The following is a 20,070-nucleotide window of genomic DNA, read 5'->3' as shown; positions in this document are numbered from 1 at the left end:
GGCGCACGGCCGGAGAGGGGCAGGACCATGCAGATCCATATCGTGGAGGACGCCGCGGCCGGAGGCGTCGTCGTCGCCGACGAGATCCAGCGCGTCCTCGAGCGGACGGGCGACCGGGGCCCGGTGCTGGGCCTGGCGACCGGCTCCTCGCCGCTGCCCGCGTACCAGGAGCTGATCCGCCGCCACCGCGAGGAGGGGCTCTCCTTCGCCGATGCCCGCGCCTTCCTCCTCGACGAGTACGTGGGCCTGCCCCACGAGCACGAGCAGAGCTACCACCGCTTCATCCGCGAGAACCTCGTCTCCCACATCGACCTGCCGGAGGAGAGGGTCTGCTCCCCGGACGGCACCGCCGAGGACCCGCACGCCGAGGCCGTGGCCTATGACGGACGCATCCGTGACGCCGGGGGAGTGGACGTGCAGGTGCTCGGCATCGGCTCGAACGGCCACATCGCCTTCAACGAGCCCGGCAGCTCCCTCGGCTCCCGCACCCGCGTGGTGGGCCTGACCCGCTCGACCATCGCCGACAACTCGCGCTACTTCGCCGGCCCCGAGGACGTCCCGATCCAGGCGCTCAGCCAGGGGCTCGGGACCATCCTCGAGGCGCGGCGGATCGTGCTGGTCGCCTCCGGGGAGAACAAGGCCGCGGCCATCGCGCAGCTCGTCGAGGGCGGGATCAGCGCGCGCTGGCCCGCGACCGTGCTGCAGATGCACCCCGAGGTCGTCGTCGTCGCCGACGAGGCCGCCGCCTCCCGCCTCGAGCTGCACGAGGACTACCGCCACGAGCGCCGCCTCGAGGAGGCCGAGCGCGCCGCGCGCTCCCACTGAGACCGAGACCACCGGGTCCCGGGCGGGACCATCCTCCCCGGCAGGGCCCCGGTGGGCGCAGGGCCGATACGATCGCCCTCATGCAGCAGGCCGATCCCTCCCCCTCCTCCCCGCGCACCGCCCCCGACGCCGCGACCGCGCCCCCCGAGCCGCGCGGCGCCCTGGACCGCTGGTTCCGCATCACCGCACGCGGCTCGACGATCCCTCGGGAGATCCGCGGCGGCATCGTCACCTTCTTCTCGATGTGCTACATCGTGGTGCTGAACCCCCTGATCATCGGCACGGTGCCGGACTCGACCGGGATGTACCTCGGCGGCGGCACCGAGCCGAACCTCCCCGCCGTCGCCGCCGGCACCGCGCTCATCGCAGGACTGCTGAGCATCTTCATGGGGGCGTGGGCGAAGTTCCCGCTGGCTCTGGCCGCCGGGCTCGGGCTGAACGCCTATCTCGCCTACTCCGTCGTCCCGCTGCCGGGCATGACCTGGGGCGGCGCCATGGGCCTCGTCGTCATCGAGGGCGTGGTCATCCTGCTGCTGGTGCTCAGCGGCTTCCGCAAGGCCGTCTTCGACGCCGTCCCGGCCTTCCTCAAGACCGCGATCGCCGTCGGCATCGGGCTGTTCATCGCCTTCCTGGGCCTGTACAACGCGAAGTTCGTGACGACCGCGAACGGCACCCCGGTCCAGCTCGGCAACGACGGGTCCCTCACCGGCTGGCCCACCTTCGTGTTCGTCGCCGGGCTGCTGCTCATGTTCGTGCTGTGGGTGCGCAAGGTCCCCGGCGCGATCCTCATCGCCATCGTCACCGCGACCGCGCTGTCGATCGTGATCGAGCGCGTGCTCCACCTGGGCGCCTTCGCCCCGGCCGGCGCCGACGGCCCCGGCAATCCGGGCGGGTGGGCGATGAACGTCCCGGCCGTCTCCGAGTTCCCGATCCAGCTCCCCGACTTCTCCACGCTCTTCACCGTCGACCCGATCGGCGGGATCACCGCCGCGGGAGCGGTCGGCGCCAGCGTCATCGTGTTCTCGCTGCTGCTGGCCGACTTCTTCGACACCATGGGCACCATGGTCGGGGTCGCCGCGGGGGCGGATCTCGTCGACGAGCAAGGCGACATCCCGCACTCCCAGCGGATCCTCGTGGTCGACTCCGCCGCGGCGATCGCCGGCGGCATGGGCGGAGTCTCCTCGAACACGAGCTTCGTCGAGTCCACCTCCGGCGTCGCCGAGGGCGCGCGCACCGGGCTGTCCGCCGTGGTCGTCGGCGTGCTGTTCCTGCTCTCGACCCTCCTCTCGCCGCTCGTGGGCATGGTGCCCTACGAGGCGGCGACCCCGGCGCTGGTGATGGTCGGCTTCCTGATGATGACCCAGATCACCGACATCGACTTCACCGACGTCGAGATCGCGATCCCCGCCTTCCTCACGATCATCCTGATGCCCTTCGCGTACTCGATCACCGTGGGCATGGGCGCCGGCTTCATCATGTATGTGCTGCTGAAGCTGGTGCGGGGCAAGGCACGCTCGATCCATTGGCTGATGTACGTGATCGCCCTGATGTTCGTCGCGTACTTCCTGCGCGGCGCGGTCGAGGGCCTGCTGCTGTGACCGATCCCGGGGCGGAGACCGAGATCGCCGAGCTCGCCGCCGAGCTGCAGCGCCTGCTGCTGGTCTCCTCGCGGATCCTGCGCTCGCACACCGCCTCGCATGCGGTCTCCGCCTCGCAGTTCTCGGTGCTCGCGCACCTGGACCGGGCGGGGGAGTCCACCCCGGGGGCGCTGGCCGACTTCGAGCACGTGAGCCCTCCGGTGATGACCCGCGTGCTCGGCCGCCTCGAGGAGGCGGGGCTCGTCCGCCGCTCCGCCCACCCCGAGGACGGTCGGCAGGTGCGGGTGACCCTCACCGACCGGGGCAGGGAGCTCGTGCGGGCCGGCCGCGCGGAGCGGGACGCCTGGCTGCGCTCCCGTCTCGACGGGATCAGCGCCGCGGAGCGGGAGAGCCTGGGCGAGGCGACCGCCCTGCTGCGGCGCACGCTGGTCCCGCCGCGGGACTGACGGGGCGCGGAGGGACGCAGAGACGGTGGCGCCGGGATGCCGTCGCGGGCGAGCGGGGCGCCGCCCCGGGACCACGGCGACGCAGAAGCTCGGCGACGCAGAAGCGCGGCACCGCCCCCGCCCGCACCGCGAAGTGCCTCGCCGCGGCGCCGCAACGACTCCTCGCACGCGCGTGCGGCACGCACGAAGGGTCCCGTCCGCGGATGGGGCCCTTCGTGGTCTGTGGGACGCGTGATCCCCGCGGGCGGGCCGACGCGCAGCGGTCCGCGCGCGGGAGCCGCCCGGCCCGGCGAGGTGCTCAGGAGACGGCGTCGGCCGAGCGGTCGAGCACGTGGTCCAGGACTGCGATCAGCGCGGCGACGTCCTGCTCGTCCACGGCCGGGAAGGTCGCGATGCGCAGCTGGTTGCGTCCGAGCTTGCGGTAGGGCTCGATGTCGACGATCCCGTGGGCCCGCAGCACGGAGGTGATGGCCGTGGCATCGATCGAGTCGTCGACGTCGAGGGTGGTCACGACCTGCGAGCGCGCCGCCGGATCCGTCACGAAGGGGGTGATCTCCTCGCGCCGCTCCGCCCAGGCCTGGAGCATGCCGCTGGTGGTGCGGGTGCGGGAGTCGGCCCAGGCGAGACCGCCCTGGGCGAGCATCCATTCGATCTGCTCGGCCATCAGCACAAGGGTCGCCACCGCCGGGGTGTTGAGCGTCTGGTCCTTGCGGGAGTTGTCGATCGCGGCGGTGAGGGAGAGGAAGGACGGGATCCAGCGGTCCGCTGCCGTGCCGAGGCGCTCCGCACGCTCGATCGCGGCGGGGGAGAGGAGCGCGAGCCACAGCCCGCCGTCGGAGGCGAAGGCCTTCTGCGGCGCGAAGTAGTACGCGTCCGTCGCCGAGACGTCCACCTGCGCGGCGCCGGCCACGGAGGTCGCGTCCACGAGCACGAGCTGGTCCTCGCGCGCACCCTCGGGACGGGCGACCGGGACCATCACGCCGGTCGAGGTCTCGTTGTGCGGCCAGGCATAGGCGTCCACGTCCTCGGAGACGCGCGGGGCGGGGCAGCTCCCCGGCTCGGCGCGGATGACCTCGGGCTCCGCGAGATGCGGTGCGCCGGAGGACTCCGCGGCGAACTTCTGCGAGAACTCGCCGAGCACGAGGTGCTGGGAGCGCTCCTCGATCAGCCCGTAGGCGGCCACGTCCCAGAACGCGGTGGAGCCTCCGTTGCCGAGCACCACCTCGTACCCCTCGGGAAGGGAGAAGAGCTCGGCCAGGCCCTGACGGACACGAGCGACGACCTGCTTGACCGGCGCCTGACGGTGGGAGGTGCCCATCACCGTGCGGGACACCGAGGAGAGCGCGTCCATCTGCGCATCGCGCACCCGGGAGGGACCGGAGCCGAAGCGTCCGTCGGAGGGAAGCAGCTCCGAGGGGATGGTCAGGGCGCGCAGGGCGTCGGTGCGAGCGGTGCTGGCAGCGGTCATTCGAGCTCTCCTCACGAGGACGGTCCGGGCCGCCCGGTCACGAGGCGGCCCGGGGGCATTCTTCCAGGAACGTCTTCCGACGCCTCGGTCTGTCCGGGGAGCGTAGGGGGTGCGGGCCGACGTGCGCTCCCGGGCCACGGTCCGTGCGAGGATCAGGGCATGAGCCGTGCCGATCTCGAGAAGCAGCCGTACGACGTCGCGACGATGTTCGACGGCATCGCCCGCCGCTACGACCTGATGAACGACGTCGCCGCGATGGGGCAGGTCGGGATGTGGCGAGAGAAGATGGTCGAGTCCCTCGACATCGCTGCGGGGGACCAGGTCCTGGACCTCGCCGCCGGCACCGGCACCTCGAGCGCCGCCATCGCCCGCGCCGGCGCGCAGGTGGTCGCCGCCGACTTCTCGCTCGGGATGATGACCGAGGGTCGCCGACGAGGTGCGCCGGTCCCGTTCGTGGGCGCCGACGCCCAGCACCTCCCCTTCGCGGACGACTCCTTCGAGGCCGCGGTGATCTCCTTCGGCCTGCGCAACGTCCATGAGCCGCGCCGGGCGCTCGCCGAGATGTCCCGGGTGGTCCGCCCGGGCGGCCGCGTCGTGGTGTGCGAGTTCTCGACCCCGACGTGGCGTCCCTTCCGGGCGGTCTACGAGAACTACCTGCTGCGTGCGCTGCCCGCCGTGGCACGACGCGTCGCCACGAGCGCCGACGCCTACGACTACCTCGCCGAGTCGATCCTGGACTGGCCGGACCAGGAGGCGCTGCGCGGATGGTTCGCACAGGCCGGCCTCGAGCAGGTCCAGTACCGAAACCTCAGCGGGGGCATCGTCGCCCTGCACCGTGGAGTGGTGCCCGCTCGCTGACCTCCCTCGATCCTCGCCCTGACCTGCACGGACAGGCGAGACGAAGATCGGCGACGGGGCCGATGCGCGCCTCGACGGGGAGCGATGTGGTCGAGGCCACCTCGAAAAGGGTCGTTCTGGCTTGACGGGGTCTCTGAACCCCCGTAATGTTCTTCCTCGTGCCCAGGAGATCGGGACAGCGGATCGGCCCATGGTCGAGAACTTGGAACTGGTCCTGACCTGGGGCGGAAGGTTCTCGGAAGAGGATCGCGGCGCGGATCACACCGCAGCGATTTGACTCGGGGGAGCGGAAGTCCTAAGTTAGACGGGTTGCCTCAGGGCGAAGAACTTGAAAAGGTTCCGAACGCTGAGTGCGCGTGTTGCTTGATATCTCAATAGCGTGTCTGTTTATCGATGCCATTATTTTGAATGGCAGATTATAACGGATGATACAGCAGTTAAATGCTGGTTGTTTGTTTATTTTGTCAGGTTTATAGTTTTTCATGATTTTCATGGAGAGTTTGATCCTGGCTCAGGACGAACGCTGGCGGCGTGCTTAACACATGCAAGTCGAACGATGACGGTGGTGCTTGCACCACCTGATTAGTGGCGAACGGGTGAGTAACACGTGAGTAACCTGCCCCCCACTTCGGGATAACCTCGGGAAATCGTGGCTAATACCGGATACGAGCACTCATCGCATGGTGGGTGCTTGAAAGATTTATCGGTGGGGGATGGACTCGCGGCCTATCAGTTTGTTGGTGAGGTGATGGCTCACCAAGACGATGACGGGTAGCCGGCCTGAGAGGGCGACCGGCCACACTGGGACTGAGACACGGCCCAGACTCCTACGGGAGGCAGCAGTGGGGAATATTGCACAATGGGCGAAAGCCTGATGCAGCGACGCCGCGTGGGGGATGACGGCCTTCGGGTTGTAAACCCCTTTCAGTAGGGAAGAAGCGAGAGTGACGGTACCTGCAGAAGAAGCGCCGGCTAACTACGTGCCAGCAGCCGCGGTAATACGTAGGGCGCAAGCGTTGTCCGGAATTATTGGGCGTAAAGAGCTTGTAGGTGGCTTGTCGCGTCTGCCGTGAAAACCCGAGGCTCAACCTCGGGCGTGCGGTGGGTACGGGCAGGCTAGAGTGTGGTAGGGGAGACTGGAACTCCTGGTGTAGCGGTGAAATGCGCAGATATCAGGAAGAACACCGATGGCGAAGGCAGGTCTCTGGGCCATTACTGACACTGAGAAGCGAAAGCATGGGTAGCGAACAGGATTAGATACCCTGGTAGTCCATGCCGTAAACGTTGGGCACTAGGTGTGGGGGACATTCCACGTTTTCCGCGCCGTAGCTAACGCATTAAGTGCCCCGCCTGGGGAGTACGGCCGCAAGGCTAAAACTCAAAGGAATTGACGGGGGCCCGCACAAGCGGCGGAGCATGCTGATTAATTCGATGCAACGCGAAGAACCTTACCAAGGCTTGACATGCACTGGACGGCTGCAGAAATGTGGCTTTCTTTGGACTGGTGCACAGGTGGTGCATGGTTGTCGTCAGCTCGTGTCGTGAGATGTTGGGTTAAGTCCCGCAACGAGCGCAACCCTTGTTCTATGTTGCCAGCACGTGATGGTGGGGACTCATAGGAGACTGCCGGGGTCAACTCGGAGGAAGGTGGGGACGACGTCAAATCATCATGCCCCTTATGTCTTGGGCTTCAAGCATGCTACAATGGTCGGTACAATGGGTTGCGAAACTGTGAGGTGGAGCGAATCCCAAAAAGCCGGCCTCAGTTCGGATTGGGGTCTGCAACTCGACCCCATGAAGTCGGAGTCGCTAGTAATCGCAGATCAGCAACGCTGCGGTGAATACGTTCCCGGGCCTTGTACACACCGCCCGTCAAGTCACGAAAGTCGGTAACACCCGAAGCCAGTGGCCCATCCTCGTGAGGGAGCTGTCGAAGGTGGGATCGGTGATTGGGACTAAGTCGTAACAAGGTAGCCGTACCGGAAGGTGCGGCTGGATCACCTCCTTTCTAAGGAGCATCACCAGTATTGGTGGCCATCGTCGTCTGCGAGTGTCAGGCGGGTGGTTGCTCAAGGGTGGAACATCGATGGATGGGCACTTCATCTGCTGCGCTGATCGCTAGTACTCCTTCGGGATGGAACGTGTGAGGGCAGCGGGTTCGAGGTGGAGACACGCTATTGGGTTGTGAGGCTGCACGCAGCCCCCGTTTGTGGGGGTGTGTGGCTGGTCCCCCCGGCCATGACTGTCCGTTGGATGGTGGTGGTGGGTGTGGGGTTGTTTCTTGAGAACTGTATAGTGGACGCGAGCATCTTGTAAGCAATTTTTAAGCGCAAAGTGTCTTTGTGTTGCCGTAAGTTTTAAAGGGCGCACGGTGGATGCCTTGGCACAAGGAGCCGACGAAGGACGTGGGAGTCTGCGTTAAGCCTCGGGGAGTTGACAACCGAACTGTGATCCGAGGATGTCCGAATGGGGAAACCCACCACGAGTCATGTCGTGGTACCCGCTGCTGAATGTATAGGCAGTGTGGAGGGAACGCGGGGAAGTGAAACATCTCAGTACCCGCAGGAAGAGAAAACAAATAGTGATTCCGTGAGTAGTGGCGAGCGAAAGCGGAGGAGGCTAAACCTGGTCTGTGTGATACCCGGCAGGGGTTGCAGGTCAGGGGTTGTGGGACGTGTCTGTGGGGTCTGCCGGCCTTGCGACGTGTACGCGCAGTGGTAGTCGAAGCCGTGGTGAGTGCGGTGGCGTAGAGGGTGTGACCCCCGTAGACGAAACCAGTGCGTGGCGTGACGCTGTTCCCGAGTAGCACCGGGCCCGTGAAATCCGGTGTGAATCTGCCAGGACCACCTGGTAAGCCTGAATACTACCTTGTGACCGATAGCGGACAAGTACCGTGAGGGAAAGGTGAAAAGCACCCCGGGAGGGGAGTGAAATAGTACCTGAAACCGTGCGCTTACAATCCGTCGGAGCCTTGAGGGGTGACGGCGTGCCTTTTGAAGAATGAGCCTGCGAGTTAGTGGTCGGTGGCGAGGTTAACCCGTGTGGGGTAGCCGTAGCGAAAGCGAGTCTGAACGGGGCGTTCAGTCGCCGGCTCTAGACCCGAAGCGAAGTGATCTATCCATGGGCAGTGTGAAGCGCGGGTAAGACCGCGTGGAGGCGCGAACCCACTTCAGTTGAAAATGGAGGGGATGACCTGTGGATAGGGGTGAAAGGCCAATCAAACTTCGTGATAGCTGGTTCTCCCCGAAATGCATTTAGGTGCAGCGTTGCGTGTTTCGTGCCGGAGGTAGAGCACTGGATAGGCGATGGGCCCCACCGGGTTACTGACCTTAGCCAAACTCCGAATGCCGGTACGTGAGAGCGCAGCAGTGAGACTGTGGGGGATAAGCTTCATGGTCGAGAGGGAAACAGCCCAGAACATCAGCTAAGGCCCCTAAGCGTGTGCTAAGTGGAAAAGGATGTGGAGTTGCTGAGACAACCAGGAGGTTGGCTTAGAAGCAGCCACCCTTGAAAGAGTGCGTAATAGCTCACTGGTCAAGTGATTCTGCGCCGACAATGTAGCGGGGCTCAAGCACACCGCCGAAGCTGTGTCACTCCAACTTTTGTTGGGGTGGGTAGGGGAGCGTCGTACAGCCGGTGAAGCTGCGGGGGAACCCAGTGGTGGAGGCTGTACGAGTGAGAATGCAGGCATGAGTAGCGAAAGACGGGTGAGAAACCCGTCCGCCGATTGATCAAGGGTTCCAGGGCCAGGTTTATCCGCCCTGGGTTAGTCGGGACCTAAGGCGAGGCCGACAGGCGTAGTCGATGGACATCGGGTTGATATTCCCGAACCGATCGTAGGAGGACCCATACCGAGGCGGCTGATGCTAACCACCCGAGCTGTCACCGCACCCTTCGGGGTGTGGATGGTGGTGAGGCTGGGAACCAAGGTCGTAGTAGGTCAGCGCGTGGGATGACGCAGAGAGGTAGCTTCCGCGGACTTAATGGAATAGTCCGTCTAAGCGTGCAGCCCGGCCCCGGGTAATGCTGGGGCCATGAGGGTGAGACGTGATGGGGATCCCGTATGGGCGTAGGTGAGTGATCCTGTACTGCCTAGAAAAGTTCCGGCGTGACGAATACGGTCGCCCGTACCCTAAACCGACTCAGGTGATCAGGTAGAGAATACCGAGGCGTTCGAGAGAATCGTGGTTAAGGAACTCGGCAAAATGCCCCCGTAACTTCGGGAGAAGGGGGGCCCGATCCGTGAGAGCGGAGAGGGCCGCAGAGACCAGGGAGAAGCGACTGTTTATTAAAAACACAGGTCCGTGCGAAGTCGTAAGACGCTGTATACGGACTGACGCCTGCCCGGTGCTGGAAGGTTAAGAGGACCGGTTAGAGCTTTTCGGAGTTCGAAGCTGAGAATTTAAGCCCCAGTAAACGGCGGTGGTAACTATAACCATCCTAAGGTAGCGAAATTCCTTGTCGGGTAAGTTCCGACCTGCACGAATGGCGTAACGACTTCTCCACTGTCTCAACCGCGAACTCGGCGAAATTGCATTACGAGTAAAGATGCTCGTTACGCGCAGCAGGACGGAAAGACCCCGGGACCTTTACTATAGTTTGATATTGGTGTTCGGGACGGCTTGTGTAGGATAGGTGGGAGACTGGGAAGCATTCACGCCAGTGAGTGTGGAGTCGTCGTTGAAATACCACTCTGGTCGTTCTGGATTCCTAACCTCGGTCCGTGATCCGGATCAGGGACAGTGTCTGATGGGTAGTTTAACTGGGGCGGTTGCCTCCTAAAGAGTAACGGAGGCGCTCAAAGGTTCCCTCAGCCTGGTTGGCAATCAGGTGTTGAGTGTAAGTGCACAAGGGAGCTTGACTGCGAGACAGACATGTCGGGCAGGTGCGAAAGCAGGAACTAGTGATCCGGCACCTCATTGTGGAATGGGTGTCGCTCAACGGATAAAAGGTACCCCGGGGATAACAGGCTGATCTTGCCCAAGAGCTCATATCGACGGCATGGTTTGGCACCTCGATGTCGGCTCGTCGCATCCTGGGGCTGGAGTTGGTCCCAAGGGTTAGGCTGTTCGCCTATTAAAGCGGTACGCGAGCTGGGTTTAGAACGTCGTGAGACAGTTCGGTCCCTATCCGCTGCGCGCGTTGGATATTTGAGAAGTCCTGTCCCTAGTACGAGAGGACCGGGATGGACTGACCTCTGGTGTGCCAGTTGTTCTGCCAAGGGCATGGCTGGTTGGCTACGTCGGGAAGGGATAACCGCTGAAAGCATCTAAGCGGGAAGCCTGCTTCGAGATGAGATATCCTTGCACCCTTGAGGTGTGTGAGGCCCCCAGTAGATGACTGGGTTGATAGGCCAGATGTGGAAGCACAGCAATGTGTGGAGCTGACTGGTACTAATGGCCGATGACTTACAACAACATTCTTTGCGCGTGTTGTTTGCTGTGTGTGTTCGCGTCCACTGTGCGGTTCTTGGGGAACAACCCTGCTGCCGGCACTTTTTTTGGTGTGGGTGGGTGGCTGGTTGTGTCTCATCGTGTTACGGCGGTCATAGCGTCGAGGAAACGCCCGGTTCCATTCCGAACCCGGAAGCTAAGCTCGATCGCGCCGATGGTACTGCACTCGGGAGGGTGTGGGAGAGTAGGTCGCCGCCGGACATCTTCACTGGGAGTGGAGGAGCGCTTGAACCCCTTGCGGGTGTTCGCCTCCTCCACTCCCTTTTTCATGCCCGCGAACAGGGAGAGTGCCCGTGAGCGAGGAGATTCTCCGGTCACGGGGCCTTCTGCGGGAATCGGGGCGCTTCTCTCGGGCGCGTGCCGGCGCGTCGTTCTCCTGCTGCCAGCGGGACGAGCCGGCGTAGCTGCCGTCGACCTCGGTCGCCTCATGGCCGGCCCGTCGCGGAGAGTTCGCGGCTACGGAGGCGCGCAGCCCCGACTGGCAGAAGGCGATGGCGAGGACGATGATCTCTGCGTCGTCGGACTCCGGGCCGAAGGCCCAGCCGATAGGGGAGGCGGCCTTGCCCGGGGCGGGGATGCTGAGCGCACCGGGAACCATGCCCTCGTGCACCTCGGCGACGGGCCTCGTGTCCACGAGGACGATCGCGCCGGACGCCATCCCCGAGGAGATCTCCGACGCATCGACGCGGCGGGGAGAGTCCTCTCGCCCAGCAGAGCCGGCCCGAGGACGTTCTGACGTTTCATCCGTCCGAAGTAGGCGTGGGCATCGGGCTGACTGTCCAGGAGGTCCTTGACGAAGCCCTGCTCGTCGTCGGCCGCGAGATGCGGAGCCCACCAGGCGAAGCTTCGCTCATAGCCGACCGTCGTGGAGGGCACGGCCCCGAGGGACTTCCCACAGGCCGAGCCGGCGCCGTGGCCCGGGAGCACCTGGACATGGTCGGGGAGGGAGAGGAGCACGTCCCGCAGCGAGGCGAAGAGCTGCCGTGCCCCGTCGATGCGCGTGTCCTTCATACCGGCCGCCTCGTCCAGCAGATCCGGCCGCCCCAGATCGCCCGCGAAGACGAAGTCCCGCTGAGGAGATGCCCGGGGCTCGGCGCGAAGGAGGTGTCGGTGATGAGGAACGAGAGATGCTCCGGGGTGTGCCCGGCGTGTGGCGGGCGGTGATCGTGACCACGCCGAGCTCGATCGTGTCGCCGTCGTGGAGGCGCTCGGCCGGGAAGTCGTACTGCCAGTCCTCGCCACCCTCCCCCGGGACATAGGCGGTCGCGCCCGTCGCCGCGGCGAGCTCGCGCGTCCCGGAGAGGAAGTCCGCATGGACATGGGGCTCGGTCACGGCGACGATCCGCAGACCTCGATGCCGGGCGAGGTCGAGATAGACGACGATGTCGCGCCGCGGATCGACCACGAGCGCCTGCCGCTGTCCTGGCAGGCGACGAGATAGCTCGCCTGGGAGAGGCCCTCGTCGTAGAGGCGTTCGAGGAGCACGGCTCCTCTTGGTGGCTGCGAGGCACGGTGACCGGGCGGGGCCGTCCAAGTGGCCGAGGACCCAAACGCTTTCGAGGGTACGCCCCGTTCCCGAGGGACACATGGCGGGGATCGCGGAGAGGAACCGGCGGGGATCGCGGAGTGGGACGGGTGCGCGTCGCGACGCCGAGCGGGAGACAGAGCGCCGAGATCGGAGGGGGCGAGCGGTGCGCGACGGGAGGGCTCCGGGCAGTGCGCCGCTGCGCCGGCGCCGGGTCCGCGAAGCCGAGCACCGTCGGTTCCCGGAGTCTGGGAGCCCCGTGAAAGCAGTCACGGATGATGCCGTTACCCGAGGGTCAAGGGCATGCTCTGGCTTAGAGTCGCCGGGAGACAAACGCATAGGGCGCACAGGGCGAGACGAAGAGGCGGGCGGTCCAGGTGGCTGAGCACAGCAACAACGGGAGCGACCGCGGCCGGGACGACTGGGGTCGTGACGGTCGGCGGCGGGACGAGCGTGGCTCGACGCCTCGATCCGGCGCGTCCGCCGGCGGCCGCGCCGGGGGTCCTCGAGGCCGCCGCGACGCAGGCCCCTCCCGCGACGGAGGAGCACGCCGCGAGGGCGGACCCCGCCGGGACGGCGACCGCCCCTATCGCCCCCGTCAGGACGACCGCCCCCGTCACGATGACCGTCCGCGTAGGAACGATCGCCCCCGCGCCGACGGCGCGGACCGCCGCGAGAACCGCCCCTACCGCGAGGACCGAGGCCGGTGGCAGGATCGCCCGCACCGGGAGGACCGTCCGCGCAGGGAGGGCGAGCGCCGCGACGACACCCGCGGACGCGACGACCGTGCTCGCCGCGACGACCGCCCCTGGCGCGAGAACCGTCCCCAGGGCGGGGAGCGCGGGGACCGCTATGCAGGGCCGCGCCGCGAGGACCGCGGTCGCCGCGACGATCGGCCGCGCCGCGACGATCGGCCCTGGCGCGAGGACCGCGACCGACGGGGGAGCGGCGAGGAGCGTCGCGGAGGTACTGGTCAGCGCCGGGACGACCGGCCCCGCCGTGATGATCGACCCCGCCGCGGCGGCCAGGACCGTTTCGACGACCGCCGGGGCGGCTCGCGCGACCGGGGCCGGGACGCGGGCCGCCGTGAGGACCGTCGCAGCGGCCGTCCGGGCGAGGAGCAGCGCGCCGATCGGCCGATCGAGCCGCGCGTGCCCGAGGGCATCACCGGCCGCGAGCTCGACAAGGAGACACACGCGGAGCTGCGGGGCCTGAGCAAGGAGACCGCGGAGCGCGTCGGTCGCCATCTCGTCTCCGCCCAGCTCCTTGAGGACACCGACCCCGAGACCGCCCTCGCCCACGCCCGCTTCGCCGCCCGTCTCGGCGGACGCGTCGGCATCGTGCGCGAGGTCTACGGCATCTTCGCCTATCACGCCGGCGACTACCGCACCGCATCCCGTGAGCTGCGCACCGCGATGCGCATCACCGGGCGCACCGATGTCCTGCCGATGATCGCCGACTGCGAGCGCGGCCTCGGCCGGCCCGAGCGCGCCCTGGACATCGCGGCCTCGGAGGAGGCCGCCGCCCTCGGGGTCGAGTCCGCGATCGAGCTGATGATGGTCGTCGCCGGCGCCTACGCCGACACCGGTGACGTCCAGACCGCCCTGCGCACCCTCGAGATCCCGGCCCTGCGGCACAAGATCGACGGTCGCTGGCAGGTGCGGCTCTGGGTCGCCTACGCCGACCTCCTCGAGCGCGCGGAGCGCGAGGACGAGGCGCGGCGCTGGATGACGCTCGCCGCCGACGCGGACACCGAGGGCCTCACCGATGCCGCCGAGCGTCTCGGCCGGCCGGCTCCCGCGCCCGACGAGGCGCCCGTCCTGGAGGGCGACGAGCAGATCAGTGTGCTCGACGCCTTCGACCCCTACGCGCAGGACGACCAGGACGGCGCCGACGATGCAGAGGACGGCGACGCCCCGGTGGATGCCGGCGCGGACGCCGACGCTTATGAGGCAGGCGACGTCGACGGAGCGGAGAGCGCGGCGGAGGCCGCCGACGACACCGAGCGTCGCGACGCGGACGACACCGAGGGCGACGGCGCGGAGGACGGCGACGCGATCGTGACGGCGGAGAGCTCCGACGAGGCCGACCGCCCCGGCGCCCCGGAGTCCGAAACCCGGGAGGAGTCCGCGTGATCCGCCGGCCCGACCCCTCGCTCCTGGACCTCCACGACGCGCTGCTGTTCGACCTCGACGGCACCCTCATGCACGGCGCCCGGCCGATCCCGCACGCCGTCGAGGCGGTCGAGACCGCCCGGGCCGCCGGCCGCTCCGTCGTCTTCGCGACCAACAACGCCTCCCGCACCCCGCAGCAGGCCGCCGACCACCTCGCCGTGATCGGCCTCGAGGCGAGCCCCGAAGAGTTCGTGACCTCCCCGCAGGTCGCCTCGCGCCTGCTCGCCGAGGACCTCGCCCCCGGCGCGAAGGTGCTCGTCGTCGGCGGACCCAGCCTCGCCGACCAGCTCCGCGCCGACGGGCTCGAGCCGGTCGAGACGGATGCCGAGGACGTCGTCGCCGTGGTCCAGGGCTGGTCCCCGGACCTCGGCTGGGCGCGCCTGGCCGAAGGGGCCTACGCGATCCGCCGCGGCGCGCGCTGGATGGCCACCAACGTCGATGCGACCCTGCCCACCGAGCGCGGCCTCGCCCCCGGCAACGGCTCCCTCGTCGCCTCCCTGCGCCACGCCACCGGCGCCGAACCCGAGGTCGCCGGCAAGCCCGAGCCGGGCATGTTCACCGTCGCCGCGACCCGGATCGGCGCCCGCCGCCCGCTCGTGGTCGGCGACCGGCTGGACACCGACATCGAGGGCGCCGTCCGTGCCGGGATGGACTCCCTGCTCGTCCTCACCGGCGTCGACACGGTCGAGACCGCCCTGCACGCCGAGCCGGTGCGGCGCCCCACGTTCATCACCCCGGACCTCGCCGGGATCGCCGCACCCTTCCCGCTGCCCGTCGTCGACGGGGACGGCGCCGCCTGCGGCGCCGTCTCGGTGCGCCGCGAGGGCGAGGACATCGCCGTCGTCCACGGCGAGGCCGACGACCCGCGCGTGCTGCGGGCCGTGCTCTCGCTGCTGCGCACGACCCATCCCGAGCACGCCTGGCCGGGACGCCTGCTGAGCCGCGACGGGGCCACCGCCCTGCCCGCCGCGGCCGCCGCCCGGTGAGCGGGGACCGGCTCGACGTCGCGCTGCTCGAAGCTGGCCTCGCACGGTCCCGCACCCACGCCCGGCGCATCGTCGAGGAGGGACGCGCGCGGATCGACGGGCGCCGGGCCGACAAGCCCTCGGCCCCTGTCCCCGACGGGGCGCGCCTGACCGTCGTCGACGTGCCCGACGGCATCGAGTACGCCTCCCGTGCCGCGCACAAGCTCGCCGGCGCGCTCGATCTGCTCGAGCTCGACCCTCGCGGCCTGCTCTGCCTCGACGCGGGCGCCTCGACCGGCGGGTTCACCGACGTGCTGCTGCGCCGCGGCGCCGATCGCGTGATCGCCGTCGACATCGGCCACGACCAGCTCGCCGACCATGTGCGCGAGGACGCCCGCGTCGAGGTGCGCGACGGCACGAGCGTGCGCGACCTCACCCCGGGCCTGCTCGGCGCCCGCGTCGACCTCGTCGTCGCGGATCTCTCCTTCATCTCCCTGCGCACCGTCCTGCCGGCCCTTGCGGGCGTGACCGCGCCGCACGGGGAGCTGCTGCTCATGGTCAAGCCCCAGTTCGAGGTCGGGCGGCAGGCGCTGCCCCGCACCGGCGTGGTCACCGATCCCGCCGCCCGGATCCGCGCCGTGGAGGGCGTGGTCGAGACCGCCGCCGAGCAGGGGATCGAGCTCGCGGCGATCGGCCCCAGCGCCCTGCCCGGCCAGGACGGCAACCGCGAGTACTTCGTGCACCTGCGGCCCGCCCGCTCGGTCCGGCCGCATGCTGCAGGGGCCACCGCGCCCGGCTCGTCCTGCACGCCGGATGCGCAGGCCTATGACATGATCGGATCTGCCGTGGGTGGGGCACTCCCGCGGCGCCGCTGCGACCAGAACGCCCCCGAGGAGGACTGACCCATGCGACGGTTCCTCCTGTACGTGCACACCGGCCGTCGGGCGGCGCTGCGCGCCATGCTCACTGTCCTCGAGGAGCTGCGCCGCCGGGGCGTGCGCGCGGTGGTCGTCGACGAGCAGGTCGACGAGGTCCTCTCCCTGCCCGAGGACGAGGCGCCGCCGCGCCTGCTGACCTTCCTCACCAACGGCGGCGTGGACGTGCTCGACGCCGTCTCGGCTGCGGACGCCGTCGAGCTCGGCATCGTCCTCGGCGGCGACGGCACCATCCTGCGCGCCCTCGAGGCCGTGCGCGAGGCCGACATCCCCGTCCACGGCGTGAACCTCGGCCATGTCGGCTTCCTCGCCGAGAGCGAGGTCGAGGACCTCTCCATCACCGTCGCCCGGCTCCTGGACGGCGACTACGAGATCGAGAAGCGCTCCACCCTGGACATCGCCGTCCTCGACGAGCACGACGAGCAGATCGGGCACCACTGGGCGCTGAACGAGGCGTCCCTGGAGAAGGCCGACCGGCAGAAGATGATCAACGTCGCGATCGAGATCGACGGCCGGCCCGTCTCGAGCTTCGGCGCCGACGGGGTGCTGCTGTCCACCCCGACCGGGTCGACCGCCTACGCGTTCAGCGCCGGCGGTCCCGTCATCTGGCCCGAGGTCGACGCGATGATGCTCATCCCGCTCGCCGCCCACGCCCTCTTCGCCCGGCCGCTGGTGCTGGGACGCTCCTCCGAGATCGCCGTCGAGATGACCATGGACAACCGCGACGACGCGATCCTCACCCTCGACGGGCGCCGCGGGGAGGACATCGTGGCGGGGATGCGGATCGAGGCGCGGCTCTCCGCGCACTCGGTGCGTCTGGTCCGCCTCGCCCCGACCCCGTTCGCCGATCGACTGGTCGAGAAGTTCCAGCTGCCCGTCGTGGGCTGGCGGGGCCGCGGCCCGCGCACCCGCTGAAGGGCGCTGCCGTGCTGTCCACCCTGCGCATCCGCCACATCGGCGTGATCGACGACGCCCTGCTCGAGTTCGGGCCGGGATTCACCGCTCTGACCGGCGAGACCGGCGCCGGCAAGACCATGATCGTCACGGGCCTGACCATGCTGCTGGGCGGTCGCCTGGACCGAGGCCGCACCCGCGGCTCCAGCACCGTCGACGGGACCCTCGCGCTCGCCGGGCACGGGGAGCTCGCGGACGCGATGGACGAGCTCGGCGCCGAGGAGGAGGACGGCGAGGTGCTCGTGGTGCGCCGTCTGACCCGCGACGGCCGCTCCCGCGCCCAGATCGGCGGGGTCCCCGTCCCGATCGGGACCCTCGCCCGGCTGGTGGGCACCGCGGTCACCGTGCACGGCCAGTCCGACCAGCAGCGTCTGCGCGACCACGACGCACAGCGCGAGGCCCTGGACCGCTTCGGGGCCGCCGAGATCGAGCCGCTGCTCGAGCGGCACCGCACGATCTGGCGCGAGCGCACCGCCCTCACCGAGCGTCTCGCCGAGCTCGACACCCTGCTCGCCGAGCGGGAGCGCCGCGGCACCGTCCTCACCGAGGCGCTGGAGCGGCTCGAGCAGGCCGACCCCCAGGCGGGTGAGGACGACGCGCTGCGCGCCGAGATCGAACGCCTCGGCAACGCCGAGGAGCTCCGCGGCGCCGCCGGGCAGGCCGCGCTCGCCCTGGTCGGCGACGACGACGGGCCCGCCGCCGGATCCCTGCTCGACATCGCGGGGGAGGCCCTCGCCCGCGCCGCCCGCACCGACGGCACCCTCGTCCCCCTCACGGAACGGCTCGACGCGCTGCGGATCGAGCTCTCCGACATCGCCGGGGAGCTCTCCAGCTACGCCGACGGGATCGACGCCTCACCCGGACGCATCGAGGAGGCCAACGAGCGTCTCCACGAGCTGACCGTGCTGGTGCGCGACCTCGGCGCCCTGCTGCCGGGACGGGACGGCCCCGCAGAGGACGTCACCACACTGCTCGAGACCTCCCGCACCGCGGCGCAGGAGCTCGACCGCTTCGAGGGCGCGGAGGAGGAGCGCGGCACCGTCGCGGCCCGCCTCGAGCAGCTCGAGACGGAGCTCGACGCGGCCGCCGAGGAGCTCACCGCGGCACGCACCGAGGCCGCCGGCGCCCTCTCCGGCGCGGTCCAGGAGGAGCTGCGCCACCTCGAGATGCCCGATGCGGAGATCCGGGTCGACGTCACGGGGCGCGCCCACCGCTCCCACGGCCGGGACGAGGTCGCGATCCTGCTCGCCCCCCATCCCGGCGCCGACCACCTCCCTGTCGCGCAGGCCGCCTCCGGCGGCGAGCTCTCCCGCGTCATGCTCGCCCTCGAGGTGGCGCTGGCCTCCTCCCGCAGCGACCGCACCGCCGCGCCCGTGTTCGTCTTCGACGAGATCGATGCGGGCATCGGCGGGCGCGCCGCCCTCGCCGTCGGCCAGCGCCTCGCACGCCTGGCCCGCCACGCCCAGGTCATCGTCGTCACCCACCTCCCGCAGGTCGCCGCCCACGCCTCCACCCACCTGCAGATCGTGAAGACCTCGCAGGACGGTGCGACCAGCTCGACCGTGGAGACCCTGGACCGGCCGGGCCGGATCCGGGAGCTCGCCCGGATGCTCGCCGGGGACGACGCCTCCGACGTCGCCCTCGCCCACGCCGAGGAGCTGCTGGACGAGGCCGGACGGACGAGGCCATGAGCGCGGCCCGCACCGAGGGCGTGGCCCGCCTCGGCAAGCGCACCAAGGACCTCACCAAGCGTCTCCGCCCCGGCGAGATCGCGATCATCGACCACGAGGACATCGACCGGGTCGCTGCCGAGGCGCTCCTCGAGCGGGAGCCGGCCGCGGTCCTCAACGTCGCCGCCTCCACCTCCGGCCGCTACCCCAACGCGGGCCCGCGCATCCTCGTCGACGCCGGGATCGTGCTCGTCGACTCCCTCGGGGACGAGGTCTTCGAGGGGATCCGCGACGGGGAGCGGATCACCGTCGAGGACGGGCGGGTGCTGCTCGAGGGGGAGCCGATCGCCGAGGGCGCCCGGCAGGACGACGCGAGCGTCGCCGCCTCCCAGGAGGCGTCCCGGGAGGGGCTCTCCGAGCAGCTCGAGCTGTTCGCCGAGAACACGATGGAGTACATGCTCCGCGAACGGGACCTGCTGCTGGACGGGATCGGCGCGCCCGAGGTCGCCACCCGGATGGACGGCCGGCCGGTGCTGATCGTGGTGCGCGGCTACCACTACAAGGAGGACCTGGCGACCCTCAAGCCCTTCCTGCGCGAGAACCGCCCCGTGATCATCGGGGTCGACGGCGGCGCGGACGCGGTGCTCGAGGCCGGGTTCCGCCCCGACATGATCATCGGCGACATGGACTCCGTCTCCGACCGGGCCCTGCGCTCCGGCTCCGAGCTCGTCGTCCACGCGTATCGCGACGGCCGCGCCCCCGGGATGGAGCGGCTGGCGGAGCTGGGGCTGGCCGAGGGCGCGGTCTCCTTCCCCGCCTCGGGCACCAGCGAGGACATCGCCATGCTGCTCGCCGACGAGAAGGGCGCCTCGGTCATCGTCGCCGTCGGCACCCACGGCACCCTCGAGGAGTTCCTCGACAAGGGCCGTGCCGGCATGAGCTCTACCTTCCTCACACGTCTGCGCATCGGCTCCAAGCTCGTCGACGCGAAGGGCGTCTCCCGCCTGTACCGTCAGAGGATCTCCACCTTCCAGCTCGTGCTGCTGGCGCTGGCGGGTCTGGCCGCGCTCGCCGTGGCGCTCTGGGCCACCCCGGGCGGTCAGGCGCTCGTGCAGATCCTGTTCGCCCGCCTCGACGGGCTCCTGTCCTGGTTCACCACGCTGTTCACACCCCGGGCCACCGGGTCGTAGGAGGGTCCC

Annotated in this window: 11 protein-coding genes, 3 rRNA genes and 1 pseudogene; 13 read left to right on the top strand and 2 right to left on the bottom strand. The window is 68.8% G+C overall.

Annotation, left to right across the window (positions count from 1 at the left end):
- Window positions 1–27: 27 nt before the first annotated feature.
- The 3 genes from nagB to RBL05_RS03345 all read left to right on the top strand — a co-directional run bounded on the left by nagB (window position 28) and on the right by RBL05_RS03345 (window position 2,869).
- Window positions 28–825: a glucosamine-6-phosphate deaminase gene (gene nagB / locus RBL05_RS03355; protein ID WP_308740609.1), complete on the top strand. Its 798-nt coding sequence runs from the start codon at window positions 28–30 to the stop codon at window positions 823–825.
- A gap of 80 nt (window positions 826–905) precedes the next feature.
- The gene (locus RBL05_RS03350; protein ID WP_318604077.1) at window positions 906–2,423 is read left to right on the top strand and encodes an NCS2 family permease; all 1,518 of its coding nucleotides are present in this window, start codon (window positions 906–908) and stop codon (window positions 2,421–2,423) included.
- The gene (locus RBL05_RS03345) at window positions 2,420–2,869 is read left to right on the top strand and encodes a MarR family winged helix-turn-helix transcriptional regulator (RefSeq protein WP_308740610.1); all 450 of its coding nucleotides are present in this window, start codon (window positions 2,420–2,422) and stop codon (window positions 2,867–2,869) included. The genes RBL05_RS03350 and RBL05_RS03345 overlap by 4 nt, the downstream gene beginning before the upstream one ends.
- A gap of 298 nt (window positions 2,870–3,167) precedes the next feature.
- Here RBL05_RS03345 and serC read toward each other — a convergent pair whose 3' ends face one another.
- Window positions 3,168–4,337, bottom strand: a complete 1,170-nt coding sequence (serC, locus tag RBL05_RS03340) for a phosphoserine transaminase (RefSeq protein ID WP_308740611.1) — start codon at window positions 4,335–4,337, stop codon at window positions 3,168–3,170.
- Between the two features lie 159 nt (window positions 4,338–4,496).
- Between serC and RBL05_RS03335 the strand changes: the two genes are divergently transcribed.
- The 4 genes from RBL05_RS03335 (at window position 4,497) to rrf (ending at window position 10,849) form a co-directional block, all read left to right on the top strand.
- Window positions 4,497–5,195 carry a demethylmenaquinone methyltransferase gene (locus RBL05_RS03335; RefSeq protein WP_308740612.1) on the top strand — a complete coding sequence of 233 codons (699 nt, stop codon included), beginning with the start codon at window positions 4,497–4,499 and terminating at the stop codon, window positions 5,193–5,195.
- Window positions 5,196–5,683: 488 nt separating this feature from the next.
- A 16S ribosomal RNA gene (locus RBL05_RS03330) occupies window positions 5,684–7,203 on the top strand.
- 340 nt (window positions 7,204–7,543) lie between these two features.
- Window positions 7,544–10,611 (top strand): 23S ribosomal RNA (locus tag RBL05_RS03325).
- Window positions 10,612–10,732: 121 nt separating this feature from the next.
- Window positions 10,733–10,849: ribosomal RNA gene (gene rrf, locus RBL05_RS03320) — 5S ribosomal RNA — on the top strand.
- The 16S, 23S and 5S rRNA genes sit together here, the layout of an rRNA operon.
- A gap of 4 nt (window positions 10,850–10,853) precedes the next feature.
- Here the strand turns inward: rrf and RBL05_RS03315 are convergent.
- Window positions 10,854–12,133, bottom strand: a pseudogene (locus tag RBL05_RS03315) (MBL fold metallo-hydrolase).
- Window positions 12,134–13,324: 1,191 nt separating this feature from the next.
- Between RBL05_RS03315 and RBL05_RS03310 the strand changes: the two are divergent.
- From RBL05_RS03310 to steA, 6 genes are read left to right on the top strand one after another with little or no spacing between them, the layout of a single operon-like run.
- Entirely contained in the window at window positions 13,325–14,308 is a 984-nt protein-coding gene (locus RBL05_RS03310) for a hypothetical protein (RefSeq protein WP_308740613.1), read from the top strand.
- Window positions 14,305–15,333 carry an HAD-IIA family hydrolase gene (locus RBL05_RS03305; protein WP_308740614.1) on the top strand — a complete coding sequence of 343 codons (1,029 nt, stop codon included), beginning with the start codon at window positions 14,305–14,307 and terminating at the stop codon, window positions 15,331–15,333. The genes RBL05_RS03310 and RBL05_RS03305 overlap by 4 nt, the downstream gene beginning before the upstream one ends.
- On the top strand, window positions 15,330–16,214 hold the full coding sequence (locus tag RBL05_RS03300) for a TlyA family RNA methyltransferase (protein WP_308740615.1): 885 nt from the start codon (window positions 15,330–15,332) through the stop codon (window positions 16,212–16,214). The genes RBL05_RS03305 and RBL05_RS03300 overlap by 4 nt, the downstream gene beginning before the upstream one ends.
- 3 nt (window positions 16,215–16,217) lie before the next feature.
- A complete protein-coding gene (locus tag RBL05_RS03295; protein ID WP_308740616.1) occupies window positions 16,218–17,162 on the top strand; it encodes an NAD kinase in 945 nt (314 codons plus the stop codon).
- An 11-nt stretch (window positions 17,163–17,173) separates the two neighbouring features.
- The gene (gene recN, locus RBL05_RS03290) at window positions 17,174–18,892 is read left to right on the top strand and encodes a DNA repair protein RecN (RefSeq protein ID WP_308740617.1); all 1,719 of its coding nucleotides are present in this window, start codon (window positions 17,174–17,176) and stop codon (window positions 18,890–18,892) included.
- Window positions 18,889–20,061 carry a putative cytokinetic ring protein SteA gene (gene steA, locus RBL05_RS03285; RefSeq protein ID WP_308740618.1) on the top strand — a complete coding sequence of 391 codons (1,173 nt, stop codon included), beginning with the start codon at window positions 18,889–18,891 and terminating at the stop codon, window positions 20,059–20,061. Before recN ends, steA begins: the two co-directional genes overlap by 4 nt.
- Window positions 20,062–20,070 lie beyond the last annotated feature (9 nt).

Source organism: Brachybacterium sp. GU-2, assembly GCF_030866705.2.
GTDB lineage: Bacteria > Actinomycetota > Actinomycetes > Actinomycetales > Dermabacteraceae > Brachybacterium > Brachybacterium conglomeratum.
This window is presented reverse-complemented; position numbering and strand designations above follow the sequence as displayed.